17 protein-coding genes are annotated in these 15,804 nt (G+C 62.6%); 12 read left to right on the top strand and 5 right to left on the bottom strand.

The features are described from left to right. The first annotated feature begins 161 nt into the window (after positions 1-161). The 5 genes from MAF45_RS00590 (at position 162) to MAF45_RS00610 (ending at position 4,379) form a co-directional block, all read left to right on the top strand. Complete coding sequence (locus tag MAF45_RS00590) at positions 162-2,375, top strand: molybdopterin-containing oxidoreductase family protein (RefSeq protein WP_237977611.1); 2,214 nt, start codon at positions 162-164, stop codon at positions 2,373-2,375. Between the two features lie 3 nt (positions 2,376-2,378). Continuing rightward, positions 2,379-3,014, top strand: coding sequence for a 4Fe-4S dicluster domain-containing protein (locus MAF45_RS00595; RefSeq protein ID WP_237977612.1), 636 nt, complete (start codon positions 2,379-2,381; stop codon positions 3,012-3,014). 92 nt (positions 3,015-3,106) lie between these two features. Next, positions 3,107-3,703 (top strand): TorD/DmsD family molecular chaperone, encoded by a 597-nt coding sequence (locus MAF45_RS00600; protein ID WP_237977613.1) that lies wholly within the window; start codon positions 3,107-3,109, stop codon positions 3,701-3,703. Between the two features lie 242 nt (positions 3,704-3,945). Next, positions 3,946-4,140, top strand: coding sequence for a hypothetical protein (locus MAF45_RS00605; protein ID WP_237977614.1), 195 nt, complete (start codon positions 3,946-3,948; stop codon positions 4,138-4,140). Positions 4,141-4,190: 50 nt separating this feature from the next. After that, positions 4,191-4,379 (top strand): hypothetical protein, encoded by a 189-nt coding sequence (locus tag MAF45_RS00610; protein ID WP_237977615.1) that lies wholly within the window; start codon positions 4,191-4,193, stop codon positions 4,377-4,379. Positions 4,380-4,434: 55 nt separating this feature from the next. On the opposite strand, the gene MAF45_RS00615 is transcribed toward MAF45_RS00610, so the two are convergent. Further along, positions 4,435-4,908 carry a NanQ anomerase/TabA/YiaL family protein gene (locus MAF45_RS00615; RefSeq protein WP_237977616.1) on the bottom strand — a complete coding sequence of 158 codons (474 nt, stop codon included), beginning with the start codon at positions 4,906-4,908 and terminating at the stop codon, positions 4,435-4,437. Positions 4,909-5,029: 121 nt separating this feature from the next. Here MAF45_RS00615 and MAF45_RS00620 point away from each other — a divergent pair, with 121 nt between their 5' ends. The 4 genes from MAF45_RS00620 (at position 5,030) to MAF45_RS00635 (ending at position 7,811) form a co-directional block, all read left to right on the top strand. Next, entirely contained in the window at positions 5,030-5,827 is a 798-nt protein-coding gene (locus MAF45_RS00620; protein WP_237977617.1) for an aspartate dehydrogenase domain-containing protein, read from the top strand. A 16-nt stretch (positions 5,828-5,843) separates the two neighbouring features. Beyond that, positions 5,844-6,146, top strand: coding sequence for a hypothetical protein (locus tag MAF45_RS00625; RefSeq protein WP_237977618.1), 303 nt, complete (start codon positions 5,844-5,846; stop codon positions 6,144-6,146). A 184-nt stretch (positions 6,147-6,330) separates the two neighbouring features. Continuing rightward, on the top strand, positions 6,331-7,335 hold the full coding sequence (locus tag MAF45_RS00630; protein ID WP_237977619.1) for an alpha/beta hydrolase: 1,005 nt from the start codon (positions 6,331-6,333) through the stop codon (positions 7,333-7,335). Between the two features lie 59 nt (positions 7,336-7,394). Continuing rightward, positions 7,395-7,811 carry a MarR family winged helix-turn-helix transcriptional regulator gene (locus MAF45_RS00635; protein WP_237977620.1) on the top strand — a complete coding sequence of 139 codons (417 nt, stop codon included), beginning with the start codon at positions 7,395-7,397 and terminating at the stop codon, positions 7,809-7,811. Between the two features lie 92 nt (positions 7,812-7,903). Here the strand turns inward: MAF45_RS00635 and MAF45_RS00640 are convergent, their stop codons facing one another. Beyond that, the gene (locus tag MAF45_RS00640; RefSeq protein WP_237977621.1) at positions 7,904-8,665 is read right to left on the bottom strand and encodes an amidohydrolase family protein; all 762 of its coding nucleotides are present in this window, start codon (positions 8,663-8,665) and stop codon (positions 7,904-7,906) included. Positions 8,666-9,533: 868 nt separating this feature from the next. Then, positions 9,534-10,103, bottom strand: a complete 570-nt coding sequence (locus MAF45_RS00645) for a ferritin family protein (RefSeq protein ID WP_281069855.1) — start codon at positions 10,101-10,103, stop codon at positions 9,534-9,536. Between the two features lie 699 nt (positions 10,104-10,802). Here MAF45_RS00645 and MAF45_RS00655 point away from each other — a divergent pair. Continuing rightward, positions 10,803-13,202: a DMSO/selenate family reductase complex A subunit gene (locus MAF45_RS00655; RefSeq protein WP_237977622.1), complete on the top strand. Its 2,400-nt coding sequence runs from the start codon at positions 10,803-10,805 to the stop codon at positions 13,200-13,202. A gap of 20 nt (positions 13,203-13,222) precedes the next feature. Next, positions 13,223-13,834, top strand: a complete 612-nt coding sequence (locus MAF45_RS00660; protein WP_237977623.1) for a DMSO/selenate family reductase complex B subunit — start codon at positions 13,223-13,225, stop codon at positions 13,832-13,834. A 159-nt stretch (positions 13,835-13,993) separates the two neighbouring features. On the opposite strand, the gene MAF45_RS00665 is transcribed toward MAF45_RS00660, so the two are convergent. After that, on the bottom strand, positions 13,994-14,911 hold the full coding sequence (locus tag MAF45_RS00665; protein ID WP_237977624.1) for a reverse transcriptase domain-containing protein: 918 nt from the start codon (positions 14,909-14,911) through the stop codon (positions 13,994-13,996). A gap of 28 nt (positions 14,912-14,939) precedes the next feature. On the opposite strand from MAF45_RS00665, the gene MAF45_RS00670 reads away from it, so the two are divergent. Beyond that, positions 14,940-15,083, top strand: a complete 144-nt coding sequence (locus MAF45_RS00670) for a hypothetical protein (protein WP_237977625.1) — start codon at positions 14,940-14,942, stop codon at positions 15,081-15,083. A 273-nt stretch (positions 15,084-15,356) separates the two neighbouring features. On the opposite strand, the gene MAF45_RS00675 is transcribed toward MAF45_RS00670, so the two are convergent. Then, positions 15,357-15,797 carry a hypothetical protein gene (locus MAF45_RS00675; protein WP_237977626.1) on the bottom strand — a complete coding sequence of 147 codons (441 nt, stop codon included), beginning with the start codon at positions 15,795-15,797 and terminating at the stop codon, positions 15,357-15,359. Positions 15,798-15,804 lie beyond the last annotated feature (7 nt).

Genomic DNA, 15,804 nt, shown 5'->3' on the forward strand with positions numbered 1-15,804 from the left:
GGGCATCCCAAAAACACGTGACAGGCCCTTGCCTTCACACCTACAATGAAAGCACAACCCCCGCGCGGCGCGCCTTGGCGCCGCGAGGCCGCAGAAACCCGCGCAGGCAAAACGCGGCGAGGCTCCGGAGGACATAAAAATAAAAAAACAAGGAGACCTGCATGACTGACGAAAAAAAGACGGCCGCAGGCATTTCTCGTCGCAACCTGCTTAAAACCCTCCCGGTCCTCGCCGCCGTTCCGGGCGCCGGAACCTTCTTCCTGCCCGGACGGGCCCTCGCCAAGGAGAAAAGCGCCGCGGGCTGGTCGATCTGCGACAACTGCAACCAGATGCCGATGTGCGGCATCCGCTTCCAAAGGATCGGAAACACCATCGTCTCGATCGAGAGCTGGAAGGAACACCCGCAGAAGATCCTTTGCAGCAAGGGGCTGGCCACGCTGCAGCGGCTCTACAACCCGGAGCGGCTGCTCCACCCGCTGAAGCGCACGAACCCCAAGGGCAGCCGCGACCCCGGCTGGGTGCGCATCTCCTGGGAGGAGGCCTACCGGACGATCTCCCAGAACTTCAACCACATAAAGAAGGACTACGGGGCCGACAAGGTGATGCTGATGTGCGGCGACCCCAAGGAGCCGCGTCCCGCCGTCATGCGGCTCGCGCGCTACTTCGGAACCTGGCACTACGCGACCGAGTCTTCGATCGCCTGCCGCAAGGGGACGCTGCTCGCCGAGACGCTGGTTTTCGGACAGGAAAACAGCGGCGGAGGCTGCGGCCCGCAGACAAAGTCCTACCTCGTCATGGCCACAAACGGCGCCTGGTCCAAGCCCCACGGGTGGTGGAGGATGATCACCGCGGCAAAAGCTCGCGGCGTCAACATCATCGTGGTCGACTCCCGGCGCACGAAGACCGCTGAGCTCGCCACGGTGCACCTGCAGCCCCGGCAGGGGACCGATGCTGCGCTCGCCGCGGGCCTCTGCCGCGTCCTCTTCGAGGAGGGGCTCTACAACAAGGCCTTCTGCGACAAGTGGGTCTACGGGGTCGAAGAGTACCGGGAGTACTGCCGGGACTTCACGCCCCAGAGGACCGAGGAGCTCACCGGGGTGCCCGCGGAACTCGTCGTGCGGGCGGCCCGCCTTTACGCGAAGGGTCCGGGCAGCTACGCGATGACCTCCCAGTCGCTCTCGCACACCCGCAACGGCGTGAACAACGCGAGGGCGCTGCTGTGCGTCCCGGCGATCCTCGGCTACATCGACTGCCCAGGCGGCGCGCTCTTTTCCGTGGGCCCGAAGGGCTACATCGTCCACGACAACGGCCTGACGAAGGACTTCGTCGACTACCACTGGTTCGAGGAGCATAAAAAGGACCGGCTCGACCGCGACTTCGTCCCGGTCTGGAACGCGACTCAGGTGCAGTGGAACCCAAACATGCTCCCCGAGTACGTGAAAGAGAAGAAAATCCGCGCCTTCGGGGGCTTCGGCGTGAACGTGATGATCTGGCCGCAGCCCCAGGAATACGCCCGGGCGATCCGCGACATGGAGTTTTCGTTTGCGACCGACTACTTCTACCGCGACATCACCCACCGCGACATGGACATCCTGCTGCCCGCCGCGATGAATTTCGAGCGCTACGCGCCCTTTGGCACGCACGGCGGGAAAGTGGCCGTGAGAACGCCCGTGAAGCCCATGGGCGAGGCAAGGGAGGACTGGCGGATCGCGCTCGAGCTGGGCTCGATCCTCGACACCCCGGAGCACTTCTTCAACGGAGACCCGGTGGCGGCCTGCGACTCGATCCTTCGGACCTGGGGGACCGACTACCGCACGGCACAGCGGAACCTCCCCGCGCTCACCTCCGTTCAGTCCCGCAAACAGGAGCCCTACAAGTACGAAAAGGGGCTGCTGCGGCCCGACGGCCGGCCCGGGTTCAACACGCCCTCGGGCAAAATCGAGCTCTCGTCGCTGGTCACGAAAAAGCTGGGCTTCGGGACGATTCCGCTCTACAAGGCGCCCTGGCAGCCCACGAGGGACTATCCGATCAAGCTCATCAACGGAACGAGGGCGCCCTACATCACGCACTCCAAGACCCGCTCGGACTGCCCCTACCTGCTCGAAATCGAGCCCATGTCCACCGTGGACATCAACCCGAAGGACGCCGCTGGCCGCGGCATCCGGGAGGGCGACCGGATCGTGATCCGCAATCCCTGGGGCGAGGCGCACGCCCGGGCCCGCGTCTCCATCATCGTGCCGCCGGGCACGGCAGGCATGCAGTACGGCTGGCGCGGGAACCAGAACTCCCAGGTTCTGATCCCGAGGCAGTTCGATCCGCTCTCGGGCTACGCCCCGTACTTTGAAACCTGCGTCCAGATCACGAAGGAGGGGTGAGAAATGAGCCGATTCGGACTGATTGTCGACATGGACAAATGCATCAACTGCCACGCCTGCTTCGTCGCCTGCAAGGAGGAGAACAAGGTGGCGCCGGACATCGAGTGGAACCAGCTGCACCGGACGGAAAACGAGCGCGAGCGCATCATCAGCTACTTCCGCGTGGGCTGCATGCACTGCGAGGAGCCCGCCTGCCTGCCCGCCTGCCCCGCCAAGGCAATCCGGAAGGGAGAGAACGGCGAAGTGCTCGTGGACGACTCGAAGTGCATCGCCTGCGGAGCCTGCCGCGAGGCCTGCCCCTGGAGCGTGCCGCAGTTCAACCGGACGGGCCGCACGAACTACTTTGCGAAGGCGCCGCTCGAAGCCGGGCCGCTGCTGCCGCACCAGAAGAGGATCCCGGGGAAGGCCGAGCGATGCACGCTCTGCGCGCACAGGACTTCCCGCGGGCTTGTTCCGAAATGCGTAGAAGTATGCCCGACGGGCAGCCTCGTCTTCGTGGACTACGACCGCCTGACTGAGCCGCAGAAGAAGCTGCTCGAGCGCTCCAGGCCGCTCGGAGGCCGCGCGGAGCGCCGCCCCAAGGTCCTTTACGCCTCCACGCACGCCGATCCCGCATCGCTTAAGGACAAGATGCGGTAAGACGCGCATCAACCGCGCGAAAAGGGACTCTTCCCGGAGCGGCCCCGGGCGGGCGCTCCGGGGGAGCGGGTCAAAAAGTCAGGAGCGAGTCTATGCAGGGTGGCGATCGAAAGGAAATCCGGGCCGGCCTGAAGAGCACCCGGGCCAGGCTCTATGAGTTTTTCTCTGTCTTTTTCAGGGGACCGCGGAGCGCCGGGCTTCTCGCACTCTGGCCCGGAGTGGAGGAGTCGGTTGCGGCGCTGTGCGCCGCCCTGGGCAGCGAGCCGCCCGAGCTCTCGGGCACCCTGCCGCCCGAGCCGGACGAAGAGCTCGAGCGGGAGTTCGCAAGGCTCTTTTACGGCGTGGGACGGTGCACCGTCGCCCTCTCGGAGTCGGTCTACACGAGCCGCGAGGCGATCCTCTGCCAGGGCGCCCTGCGCGAGGTGAGCCGCATCTACGACGAGGCGGGCGTGCGGCCCGCGGGCGACCTGCGCGAGGCCGACACCCTGCCCTTCGAGCTCGCCTTCGCGGCCAGGCTCGTCGAAGCGGAGCGCCCGGAGCTCGAGCGGACCTTCATCACGGAGCACGCCGCGCCGCTCGGCCTGAGCGTCTGCGCCGAGATCGAAAAGGCGCCCCCGGAGCCCCGCACAAGGCGGGCCGCACGTCTGCTTCGAGCCTTCCTCAAGGCCGAGCGGGCCCTTCTTGCCTGAAAATCCCCGCTCATAGGGGGCGGGGAAAAAAAGGGAAAGCGCCGCGGCGGGCCTATCCCGCGACCCGTTTTCCCCTCTTTCACACGACCCGGATTCGTCCGCCGCATGATTAGCTTAGCCTTAAGTTAAAGGCGAGCTGGTCCTAAGATCCCTGAGCTTTCCGGGGCCTCCCCCTGTAATCTTTCCCCCGTTCCCTGAAGCGGCGGGCTTCAGGCTGAAAGGAAAAGAAACGGGAGGCAGCCATGAACGGCAGCGTGTACGACGACCAGATTGCAAACCTCGCAAGGCTCGAGGCTCAACGCGAGAAATTGAATTCCGACTACGAGGCCTTCAGGGAGCAGGCGGAGCTCTTCCACTCCGAGCTCGAGAAGCTCGGCGACAAGCAGAAGATCAGCGAGGCTCTCCGCGCTATGCACGAGGCGGACTTCGCCCTGTAAACCCGTCTTGATTAGGCCGGGCTTTAGAAAGAACGATGAAGGAGACTGACATGAACGAATACTTCGACTACTGCCTCGAAAGGTATGACTCGGTCCGTTCGCGCGCCGAGCGGGTGGCGCGCGAGCTGCGCGCCCTGGACGAGCAGATCAGGGCCCTGCGCCGCATGCTCTCTGAGAAAGCGGGCGAAAAGAGGCTCGAGAAGGCCCTCGAGGACTACCGCCGCCCGGACTTTCTCTGAAGCGCTCTGAAACACTGCACCTCAAAGCGCCCTCCTTCAAAGGGGGGCGTTTTTTTCAGCCGAGAAGCGCGGCGCGGATCTTGATCACGGCTTTTTTGTGCCAGGAGGGCTCGCCGCAGGCGAGGTTCGGGGCGTGGGGCTCGCCCGGCAGGAATACGGCAAAGTCCCCGGCTCCGAGGAGGACGGTCTGGAAGCGCTGCGGGTCCGGGTAAAAGGCGATGTCACGTCCCTCGAAGTCTTCCTCCAGCGCGGGCTCCGTAGGCGGCACAACCGCGCAGTCCATCCGCTCCTCGCCCTCGAGCACGATCTGCACGTCGACGAAGGCGCGGTGCATCTCAAAGCGCCTCTGTTCCGGCGGCCGGGTCTCGCCCTCCTCCACGTTCACGTAGATGTCGCCGCCTTCGAGCTCATGCCGCCCGAGGGGCAGGGCCGCGCCCCCTTTCTGCAGAAAAAGCGCCATCGCGCGGGCAAAGGCCGGATGCAGGCTCACACTCTCCTTGCCCCAGCGCTGCAGGCTTCCAACGAACATTTCCTTCTCCTTGACCGGACAGACACAGCACGATCCTAGCAAATCCGGTTCGTCCCGGAGGGGCCCGCCCGCTTAAAATAGGCTCTGTCTTTCAGCCATTCCGACACATATTCAGACCGCCATGAAAAAAATCGCCGTCATCGGAGCGGGCTCGCTCGCGCATGTTTTCTGCCGCCACTTTGCCGACTCGCTCGGGGGGCGCTGCAGGCTCGAAGGGATCATGAGCCGCACGTACGGGAAAACGCTCCCGCTGGCCGAAGAGTACGGCGCCAGGGCCTGCCGGACGCTCGAAGAGCTTCTCGCGCTAGAGCCCGACTACGTGGTCGAGTTCGCGGGCGTTGCGGCTCTCAAGACCTACGCCCCTCAGGTGCTTCGCAGCACGAGCCTCCTCGCGGTCTCGGCCGGCGCGCTCGCCGACCCGGACTTCCGCGCTGCGGCGCGCTCAGCCGCCCTCGCCGGCGGCACCCGCCTCATTATCGCCAACGGCGCAATCGGGGGCCTGGACCTCTTGCGCACCTACGCGCTCATGGGCGGCGCGAAGCTCGATTTTGAAAGCCGCAAGGCCCCGGGAAGCCTCAACGGGGCCCCGGGCCTCGCGGGCCGGGAACTTTCGAAGGAGCACGAGGAAGTCGCCTTTTCAGGCCCGATTGAAGAGGCGATACGGGAGTTTCCCAAGAACGTGAACGTCGCGGTGGCGGCCCGCTTCGCAAGCGGCGCCGATCAATCGAGCATGACTCTCACGAGCGTCCCGGGCTTAAAGGAGACCACCCACAGGATCCGGATTAAGAACGCGCTGCTGCACGCAGAATTAAGCTTCTCCTCGCGGCCCGACCCGGACAACCCCCGCTCGTCGGTTTCCGCGGCCTGGAGCGTCCTCGCGTGCCTGGACGAGCTCACTGCTCCGATCGCGTTCTTCTAAGGGGCGGACAGAGACGATGAAGTTAAAATTCATGCCGGCTCTTGTCGGGCTCATGGTGGGGCTCATCGCCGCCTGGTTCACCACGTTTTTCACCGACAGCGTCCTCACGATCGCCTGCGTCGGGATCCTGGGCTTCATGTTCGCAAGCGGCAAGTGCGTGATGGACGACCGCGAAAAGGAGCGTCAGGCGCGCGAGGCCGAACGCAAGGCGGCCTACGAAAAGCTCCCCCGCAGGGCGAGGCGGAAAATCGAGCTGTCGCTCGAGGCGGGCGAAGGCCCCTCCAGGCCCGCCGACCCGAAGAAGGGCTCCCAGCCCTGAACGAGAAGGCCTGCCGCCCTCTCCGCGGCAATCCAAAGCCGGGCCCCAAGCGCAGCCGCGCCTTTATAAGCAGACAGCCGGGCACTCCTTCTTTTTCTCTTTTTTGCAATTACTACGTTATCGTATTAATATCCCGGTGCTTAATTAATTCCATATCGTAGTATTACCCATAAGAAGACGCGCGATGAAAAAAGCGAAACTGACGGCTTTTGCCGCGGCCGGCTGCCTTTTGATGGCAGGCAGCGCGCTGGCAATGGAAGTGAACGTGGATTCAGCCACGAAGAATATGCCCGGGAAAGTGGAAAGCCCCGAGCTTTCCGTGGCAGTGAAAACACCGCTCATCAACCAGATTTCCAATGTTGTCTATGAGCAGGTGCCCATGAGGGGCTACCCGAACGTGGCCATGAAAATGGACATCCTCCAGCCGAAGTCTGAGAAAAAGCTGCCGGCCATCGTTTATGTCACAGGCGGCGGCTTCATCAACGCCAACAAGGACAACGGCATCCAGCTTCGCATGCATCTGGCCGAAGCTGGCTACGTAGTGGCGTCCATTCAGTACCGGGTCGCTCCCACCGTCCGCTTCCCGCAGCCGCTCGAAGACGTCAAGGCCTCCATCCGCTTTTTGAAGGCCCATGCTGACCAGTTCGGCATCGACCCTGAGCGCGTGGGCATCGTAGGCGGCAGCGCCGGCGGGTATCTGACCGCCATGGCCGGCACCACCAGCGGCACCACCGCCTTTGACAAAGGGGACAACCTGAATTTTTCGAGTTCTGTGAAGGCTGCCGTTGACCTTTACGGCCTCTCAGACCTCACCCGCATTGGCGACGATTACAGCGGCGCCGTCAAGAAGACCCACCAGTCCGCCGGAGCCACCGAAGCCCTCTGGGTGAACGGCTCTCCCGTTTTCGGTGGAAAGGACGGAGGCATCCTGGCTGACAAAGAGGCGGCGGAAAAAGCGAACCCCATTTCCTACATTTCCAAAACGAGCGCCCCGATGCTTCTCATGCACGGGACGAAGGACACCGTGGTTTCTCCGAGCCAGACGGACCTCCTCTTTCAGGCTCTCCAGAAAAACCGCATTCCTTCCAAGCGCTATCTCGTGGAAGGAGCCGCCCATGGCGGCATCTACTGGAACCAGAAAGAGGTCTTGGACATCATCACCCGGTTCTTTGATTCCTATTTGAAGTAACCGGGAGGGGGCGGGAGCGCACGCGGCGCTCCCCGGGTGCTCCCCTTAAAGGAGTGAACATGGAACTGGACAGCACGCTGGGGTTCATCCTGGGCCGGGTTTCCCGAAAGGTCCATTACCGGCTGGATGACATTTTCAAGTCCCGCCATATGACCATTGAACAGTGGGTGGGGCTTCGCATCATCCATGAGGACGGCCCGCTCTGCCAGAAGAAACTGGCCGACCGCATGGAGAAAAACCAGAATACGACGAAGGCGCTGGTGGATCGACTCGAGGACAAAGGCCTCATCCGGAGGACCGTGGATCCCGGCGACAGGCGCAACCTGACCCTCACCCTCACAGATCAGGGGCTTGACCTCTTGTGCTCCCTCTCTCCCCTGGAGGCCGAGGTGAACGCTCTCATTGAAGGCTCACTCACGCAAAAGCAGACGGAAACGTTAAAAAATCTTCTGCTGAAGCTCGAAAAGAAGTTGTAAAGCAGGGTAAAAATGCCTTCATGAAGGCTGCCGCCCCGGGCACGCCCTCTCCGCGGAGCGAGGCCTCCCCCAGGGGAAGGCCTCACCTGGGGTCAGGGGCGGCGGCGCAGGGTCGGAATTCCGCCGCGGACGACGACCGCCTCGAGGCCCGCCGCCTCGACTCTCGAGCGGCCCGACTCGGTGCAGATCACCCGGCCGGGCTGTCTGGCGACTGTCCCCCTGAACAGAACCTTCCTGCCCTCGACGAGCGTGAGCACGGCCTTTTGCGACACGGGGTCGTAGACGGTGACGTCTGCGTCAGCCCCGGGCGTGAAATGTCCTTTCCGGCCTTCGAGTCCGAGCATCCGGGCCGGAAGCAGCGAGGTCTTCAGAGCGAATTCAGCCAGCGTCATGCCGGCCAGCTCCTGAATGCACAGCCCCTGCTCGAGGATCACGTTGCAGGCGATGCCCCCGCCGTCCGTTGAAATGGCATCCACCAGAAAAGTGCTGTCCGAGCGCCGTGCGGCGGCCAAAAACACGCGAGAAGAAAACGGGGTGACGCGGTCGAACGCGCAGCCGCATCCCGGGTGACTCTCCAGCCACTCCACACCCTCGTCTCCCGAGACGAGCCCGATCGAGCCGCGCGAGTCGGGCTTCACGAGCTGAAGGACATGGTCTCGTATGGCGCGGCTGACCTCCCGGCGGTCGCACCCGTAGCCAAAGCGCGCCGGCGTCCTGCGCATGACGTGCGAGGCGACCAGGCCGTTCCCGTCAAACGACACCATCCAGCCGCTTCGATCAGAGACATAGCTTTCGCTCACGATTTCAGGATGCACTTCCAGAAGAGCGCTCGCGCGGCGGAATTCGGAGAGCACATCGTCGACATAGCCCCTGCAGTAGGCGTTGATGTGCGCCAGGTGCTTGCTCCATGTCTTTCAAAGTGAGCCGGCAGTTGTCTGACGGTCATGCCGTCAACCCCCCGCAGCTCCCTTGTTTGCCATCACCCTGCGGCATGCTTCGCGCATGTTTTCGGGTGATAGGACTTCTTCCAGCGTTATCACTGGTTACCCCCTGTGTTCGTCCAGTGCACAGGCCCCGTCGCCTTTTCGACCCGTCTGGCCGCTCTCGTTCGGTTTCGGATTCCGTCCATTGCCGTCGGAGGCGATCTGCTTCCTATCGTTCGACTTTTACAGCTGCTGTCGCCGGGTTCGGGAGAGCTGTACGCTCTACTTACAAGTTCGAATTCGGCCCTTCGGCGCTTCCGCCTGCTACGGCCTCTGCTGACTTCCTTGTCGATATGCCTTGGCTTCTCGACCGCGGCAGCCCTGCGGCATCGTCAAGGATCTCCCCAGGTCTCACACGTGTGCTTTGCGTCCTGCCTGCTGGATCTACGCCGGCTCCTTCCGTATCGATATGGGGTTAACAGAATGTGGCCTGCTCTCCCGGAGTCGTCGCCTCATATCCAGTTCCTGTTCGTCAGGCTGACGTTTTGCTATCGGCTTCCTTCATCAGTTTGTTACCTCCCTGACTCTGCCGAGTCGCTAGTCCTTCCCTCGATCGGGCGGACGGTGGACTTTCCCCACTGGTCACACGTGCGCTGCTGGACGCACCACAAAAAAAGCAGCGGGAATTACTCTCGCTGCTTTCTGCCCTGTCGCTTCGCCAAGGACGGACCCGGTGGACCTTCAGGGCGGGCTCAGAGTCCTGAGGGCCCGCGGCTGCGGGGCTTCAGGACGCATCGCATTACTTGCCGAAGTAGCGGTCAAGCAGGCCCTTGAAGGCCCTGCCGTGGCGGGCTTCGTCGCGGGCCATCTCGTGGACCGTGTCGTGGATCGCGTCGAGATTAAGAGCCTTCGCGCGCTTGGCGAGGTCGGTCTTGCCGGCGGTCGCGCCGTTTTCGGCCTCAACGCGCATCTCGAGGTTCTTCTTGGTGGAGTCCGTGATCACTTCACCCAGCAGTTCGGCGAACTTCGCGGCGTGCTCGGCTTCCTCGTGAGCGGCCTTCTCGTAGTACAGGCCGATCTCGGGGTAGCCCTCGCGGAAAGCGACGCGGGACATGGCCAGATACATGCCGACTTCAGAGCACTCGCCCTGGAAGTTGGCGCGGAGGTCGTTCTTGATGTCCTCAGGGACGTCCTTGGCAACGCCCACCACATGCTCGGCGGCCCAGGTGAGCTCGCCCTCGACCGGGACGAACTTGGACTTCGGCTGATGGCAGGTCGGGCAGGTCCAGGTATCCGGCAGGTCGGCGAACTTCACGCCTTCCTTTTCCTCGTCGTAGATATGGCCGCAAACAGTGCAACGGTATTTCATAGGTTCTCCTTTATGAGTTATTTTCCGGCCTCGCCGGCTGCTCGTCCGGCCGCTTCCGGGCTCTGCCCGGAACCGGGGCCGCAACGCTCTCTTTCCGGCGCGGCTGCAGGGCAGTTTATCAGTCCCACCGGGGCTCAAAGAGACTTTTGTGTAACTTTTCGTACTGAAGAAAATCCGACCGCTGCCGCCTCCCGTCCCAATGGCCTCCCCTTAAGCCGGAAGACCGAGAAAAGGCCTGATTCTTTCGTCGCCCGGACAACGCCCCGCCCTTTTGCTTCTTCTCCCCTGCGAAGCCCGGAGGAAAGGCGCTTTCCGGCCCGGTCCGGGAAGGACACCGCCGGAGCCTCAAGATGAGATTAATTTTCAATTAATTAATGAAGACTCTCCGCGGCCACGTCCGCCTACGAATCATCGGAAAGCCTGTCATACGAAGGGTCTAGGCCTTCTGCGCTGCGACTCTGGCGAGGACAGCCCAATGTCAAAAATTAAAAACCGCTCTCTGCGGACTGTCAAATTTGACATTGGGGACGGGGAATGTCCTCTTTTGCAAAACTCCCGGGCCCGCAAGAATATCCCCGCCAATGCGATCCCGCGGCCCGAAAGAGGCCCCAGAAGAGACGGATCGCCCGAGACTTCCCGCTTTTTCCGGATGCGGCTCCCCGCGCCCTTCCCGAAAACCGAACACAAGGAGACAACAACATGGGCGTTGATTTTTTTCACCCCAGAACAGACCGGAGAACTTTCCTTAAGTCCGCCGCCGCGGCAGGCGCCGCGCTGGGGCTTCAGATGATGCCGGTCCCCCGCGCGGTCGCTGCCGCCGTGGACGAGCTGGGCAGCTACAAGTGGTGCGCCTGCGTCATCAACTGCGGGCAGCGCTGCCCGGTGCGCTGCTTTACCCGCAACGGTCAGGTGATCCGCATCGAAACCGACAACTCCCAGCCCGACGGCAACGTCCCGCGCCAGATCCGCGCCTGCCAGCGCGGCCGCTCGATGCGCCAGCGCATTTATTCCCCCGACCGTCTGCGCTACCCGATGAAGCGCGTGGGCGAGCGCGGCGACGGGAAATTCCAGCGCATTTCCTGGGACGAGGCCGTGAAGACCATCGCCTCCGAATGGAAGCGCATCAAGGCCCGCTACGGCAACGAAGCCATCTACTGGCAGTACTGCTCGGGCCAGCAGTCGCTCGTGAGCTCGCGCCGCGCCTGGCAGCGCCTCATGAACCTGATGGGCGGATACCTGAAATACTACGGCTCGTACTCGAACGCACAGCTTTCCGCCTCCTTCCCCATGACCTACGGCGGACGCCCGGCCTCCCTGCCCTCCGAGATCGCGCACGCCGAACTGTACGTGCTCTTCGGCAACAACCCGCTGGTCAACCGCCCCTCGGGCGGCGGCAAGGGCTACCAGATTGACCTCGCCCGCGCGCGCCATCGCCCGCGCATGATCCTCATCGACCCGGCCTTCACCGACACCGCGACGTCCCGCGCCGACCAGTGGATCCCGATCCGTCCGGGCACGGACGCCGCCCTGGTCAACGCCCTCGCCTACGAGTTCATCATGCACAAGTGGATTGACCAGGCCTTCCTCGACAAGTACTGCGTCGGCTTTGACGAGAAGACGCTGCCGAAATCCGCTCCTGCGCATTCCGACTACCGCTCCTACATTATGGGAGAAGGGCCGGACAAGACCCCGAAGACGCCGGAATGGGCGGCTCCGATCACGGGCATCCCGGTCGACGTCATCCGTAACCTCGCCCGGGAAATGGGCACCACCAAGCCTCTGTTCGTCTCTCAGGGCTGGGGTCCGCAACGCCAGGCCAACGGCGAGGAAACGGCCCGGGCCATCGCGATGGTGCCGATCCTGCTGGGCCAGATCGGCCTGCCCGGAACCAACTCGGGCGAACACGAAGGCAACACACCCTTCCCTGCCGTCTACCTGCCCGTAGGCAAAAACCCCGTGAAGGCCAGCATTCCGGTCTACCTGTGGACCGACGCCATTTACCGCGGCAAGGAGATGACCCGCAGAACCGACGCTCTGAAAGGCGCGGAAAAGCTCACGCAAAACATCAAGATGATCGTCAACTCCGGCGGAAACACGATGATCAACCAGCACGGAGACGTGAACTGGACCGACAAGCTGCTGCGCGATACGAGCAAGCTCGAGTTCCTCGTGGTCTGCGACAACATGATGACGCCTTCAGCCCGCTACGCGGACATCCTGCTGCCCGACACGCTCGGTCCTGAAACCGATGACATCGCCAGCAACGGCGGCAGCCACGGCGACGTGGCCGGGCTGCTCGCGATCCAGAAGGCGGTCGAGCCGCAGTTCGAGCAGCTTCCGTCCTGGGAAATCTGCCGCCGCATCGCCCGGGAGCTCGGGCTCGAAGACAAGTACACCGAAGGCCGCACCCAGATGGACTGGGTGAAATGGTGCTATGTGGAAACCCGCAAGAAGGTGAAGCAGCTTCCGGACTTCGACACTTTCTGGAAAAACGGCATGGCCAAGGTCTGGGGCTACCGCAAGGACCCGATCGCCCTCGAGAAATTCCGCGAGGATCCGGCCAAGAACAAACTGAAGACCCCCTCGGGCAAGATCGAGATTTACTCCGAACGGCTTGCCAAGGAGGTCAAGGACTGGGTGCTGCCCAAAGGCGACGGCATTTCTCCGATTCCGGTTTTCCGCCCGACCTGGGACATGCCCGGGGACCCGAAGGCAAAGAAATACCCGCTCCAGTGCTTCGGCTTCCACGGTCACGGCCGCATCCATTCGACCTTCCACAACCTGCCCTGGCTGCGCGAGCTGCATCCCGACGTGGTTTTCATGAACTCGCTCGACGCTGAAAAGCGCGGCATCAAGGACGGGGACAAGGTGCACATCTTCAACGGCCGCGGCATCGTGGAGCTCCCCGCCCGGGTGACCCCGCGCCTCATGCCCGGTGTCTGCACCATCCCGCAGGGGGCCTGGTACAAGCCCGTGATGGAAAACGGCCGGAAGGTGGACGTTGGCGGCTGCATCAACACGCTGACCGCGCACCGCCCGAGTCCGTATGCAAAGGGCAATGCCCAGCACAACATTCTGGTTGAGATTCGAAAGATCTGATGCAACGGGAGACTATCAGCATGACACAGAAAGGCTTTTACATTGATACGACCCGCTGCGCGGGCTGCAGGACCTGCTCGGTGGCCTGCAAGGATCTGAAGAACACCCCGGCGGGGATGAACTTCCGGCGCGTGACCGAATTCGAAGGCGGCGGCTGGCAGAAGAACTGGGACGGAACCTGGCGGCAGGACGTCTTTGCCTATTACATTTCAATCAGCTGCAACGAATGCTCGGATCCGGCCTGCGTCAAGGTCTGCCCGACCCACGCGCACCACAAGCGCGCCGAGGACGGCCTGGTCGTCATCGACCAGGAGAAGTGCATCGGCTGCGGGGCCTGCGCCAAGGCCTGTCCCTACGGCGCGCCGCAGCTCGACCAGGCGATCGGGAAAATGCGCAAGTGCGACGGTTGCGTTGACCGCACGAGCCGCGGGCTTCAACCCGTTTGCGTCGAGAGCTGCCCGGAGCGGGCCATCGAGTTCGGCGACATCGATATGCTGAGAAAGAAGCACGGAGAGTGCGCGGAAATCGCGCCTCTGCCCTCGGCCTCCCTGACGAAGCCCAACCTCGTGATCAAGCCGTGCCGCACGGCCAAGCCCGTGGGCTTCAAGGGCGGCACCGCGCATAAATTCTGATTTCCGAAAAGCGCGCCGAGGCGCATGTCGCCTTGGCGAAGCGGTCGAAATCGGGTAGAGAGTGACCTCACGGTCACTCCCTCCCACACCGCATTGCCCCAGTGAGGGCTGCGGACATGCCGTTCGGCATCCGGCGGTTTTCAAACGTAAGAGGCGGGCTTACTGCATCTCGAGGACGCTGAAAAGCCCCATCCGCTTGAAGAAGCTGTTGTCGAACGCTTGCCGCATGTGGAGGGCTTTCGAATTCCACCACGCCCCGCGACCGTTGACCGAGCTCTTCCATGCTCTTTCGGGGGCTATGCCCCTTCTGATCAGATTTCGCTCTCTCGTCCGCGGGTTCTTCCACGCAATCCCTATGAGCTTGCGCAGACGTCGTCTGATGTGAATGTCGAGTTCCTCGAAGACGCCCCTGCGTTCGTCCAGTCTGAAGTACTGTCTCCATCCTCGCAGGACTGGGTTTAGCCGCGCGATGGCTGCGCGCAGGGAAGTTCCTCGCGCACAGTAGAAGATGTCCTTCTGTTTGTCACGGAGCCGTCCGAAGCTTTTCGGGTGCGCGCTGGGCGCACCTGTTGTGCCGATGAAGGTGTAGCCGAGAAATTTCGCTCTGTTAGGGCGAAACACGCCGCTCTTGTCGCGATTGACTCGCAGCTTGAGCGTCCCCTCTATAAAAGCGATTAAGTTCTCGAACACTCGTTCCCCCGCTCTCCTCGATCTGACGTAAACATTGTTATCGTCAGCATACCGGGTAAATCGCAGGCCCCGCTTTTCGAGGTATTTGTCCAGTTCGTCCAGAACGATCAGGGACAAAATCGGGCTGAGCGGCGACCCCTGCGGAGTTCCTTCATCCCTCGCCTGTACCATGCCTTCCGTCATGATGCCCGTGCGAAGGTATCGGCGGATGAGCCTCAGGAGCATCTTGTCTTCGATGTGCTTTTCCAGTTTCGACATCAGGCGATCATGGTTGACGGTATCGAAGAATTTCGCGAGGTCCATTTCCACCACGCAGCTGTACCCTTCGGCTATGTACCTTTGGGCCTGTTCGACGGCCTGATGGGCACTCCTCCCGGGCGCCCTCACCAAGGAGCTGCTGTCGCGCGGGAAGGACGTGCAGGTGATTCACGGCTTCGATACGGTCGAACACGCAAAAGCCTACCTTGTGAGCGATCTTTTCAAGAACGACGTCTTCGTGAGGCTGGAGCCTACCTGGAGCGCTGAGCCCGAGGTAAGGATCTATAAGGTGGCCGGCTGAGGCCGGAGCCGGGGAGTGGACCGGGGCACCAGCCAGGGAAACTTTCAGCTGATCGAAAACGGCCCGGGCCGAGCCCATAACAAAAATCCCGAAGGAAGTCCTTCGGGATTTTTTGTGTTAACTGCCTGGCCGGAACACCCCCGGACGCTCTCTCCTATACGGCGGAGGCGGTTCCAAGGCTCTTGCAGTGTAACAAAATGTATTATGGCTTAAAACCGGCTGAAGGAACAGTTCGGGAAATCCGGGATTTCCTTGAAGCCGGAAAAAGACTAGTCAGCCCGCCTTGACCGGTGTCTTTGCGGCAGAGCGCCGGCGCCCGCGCCTGCGGGCCGCGGGCTTCGCACCGTCGCTGGCCGCCGCGGCCTTCTCTTTTTCCTTTTTCGGCTTTTCCTCGCCGCGGGGCTCCTCGCCCAGGCCCTCCGTGAACTCCATCTTCACCTTGAGCACAGGAGTCTTTTCCATCAGCTTGCGAAGCTGCTTCGCGCTCACTTCCTTCAAGCCGTCGAACTTTACGCTCGCCTCGGACTGCCCGGGAACGGCGCCCGTGATCGCTTCAATCCTGCGATTCGCGCTCTCGAGGACCTTGAGAACCTGACGCGACTTCTCCGGATCCATCCCCTGCTTCAAAAGCCTGAAGAGGCGGTTCACCGCCATGCCGGTTTCAATCCAGAGCTGCAGCGCCTCGGGAATCTTGCTTGATCTGCTCTTTGCCATGACTGAG

Source organism: Mesosutterella porci, from assembly GCF_022134585.1.
In the GTDB taxonomy this organism is placed as follows: domain Bacteria; phylum Pseudomonadota; class Gammaproteobacteria; order Burkholderiales; family Burkholderiaceae_F; genus Mesosutterella; species Mesosutterella porci.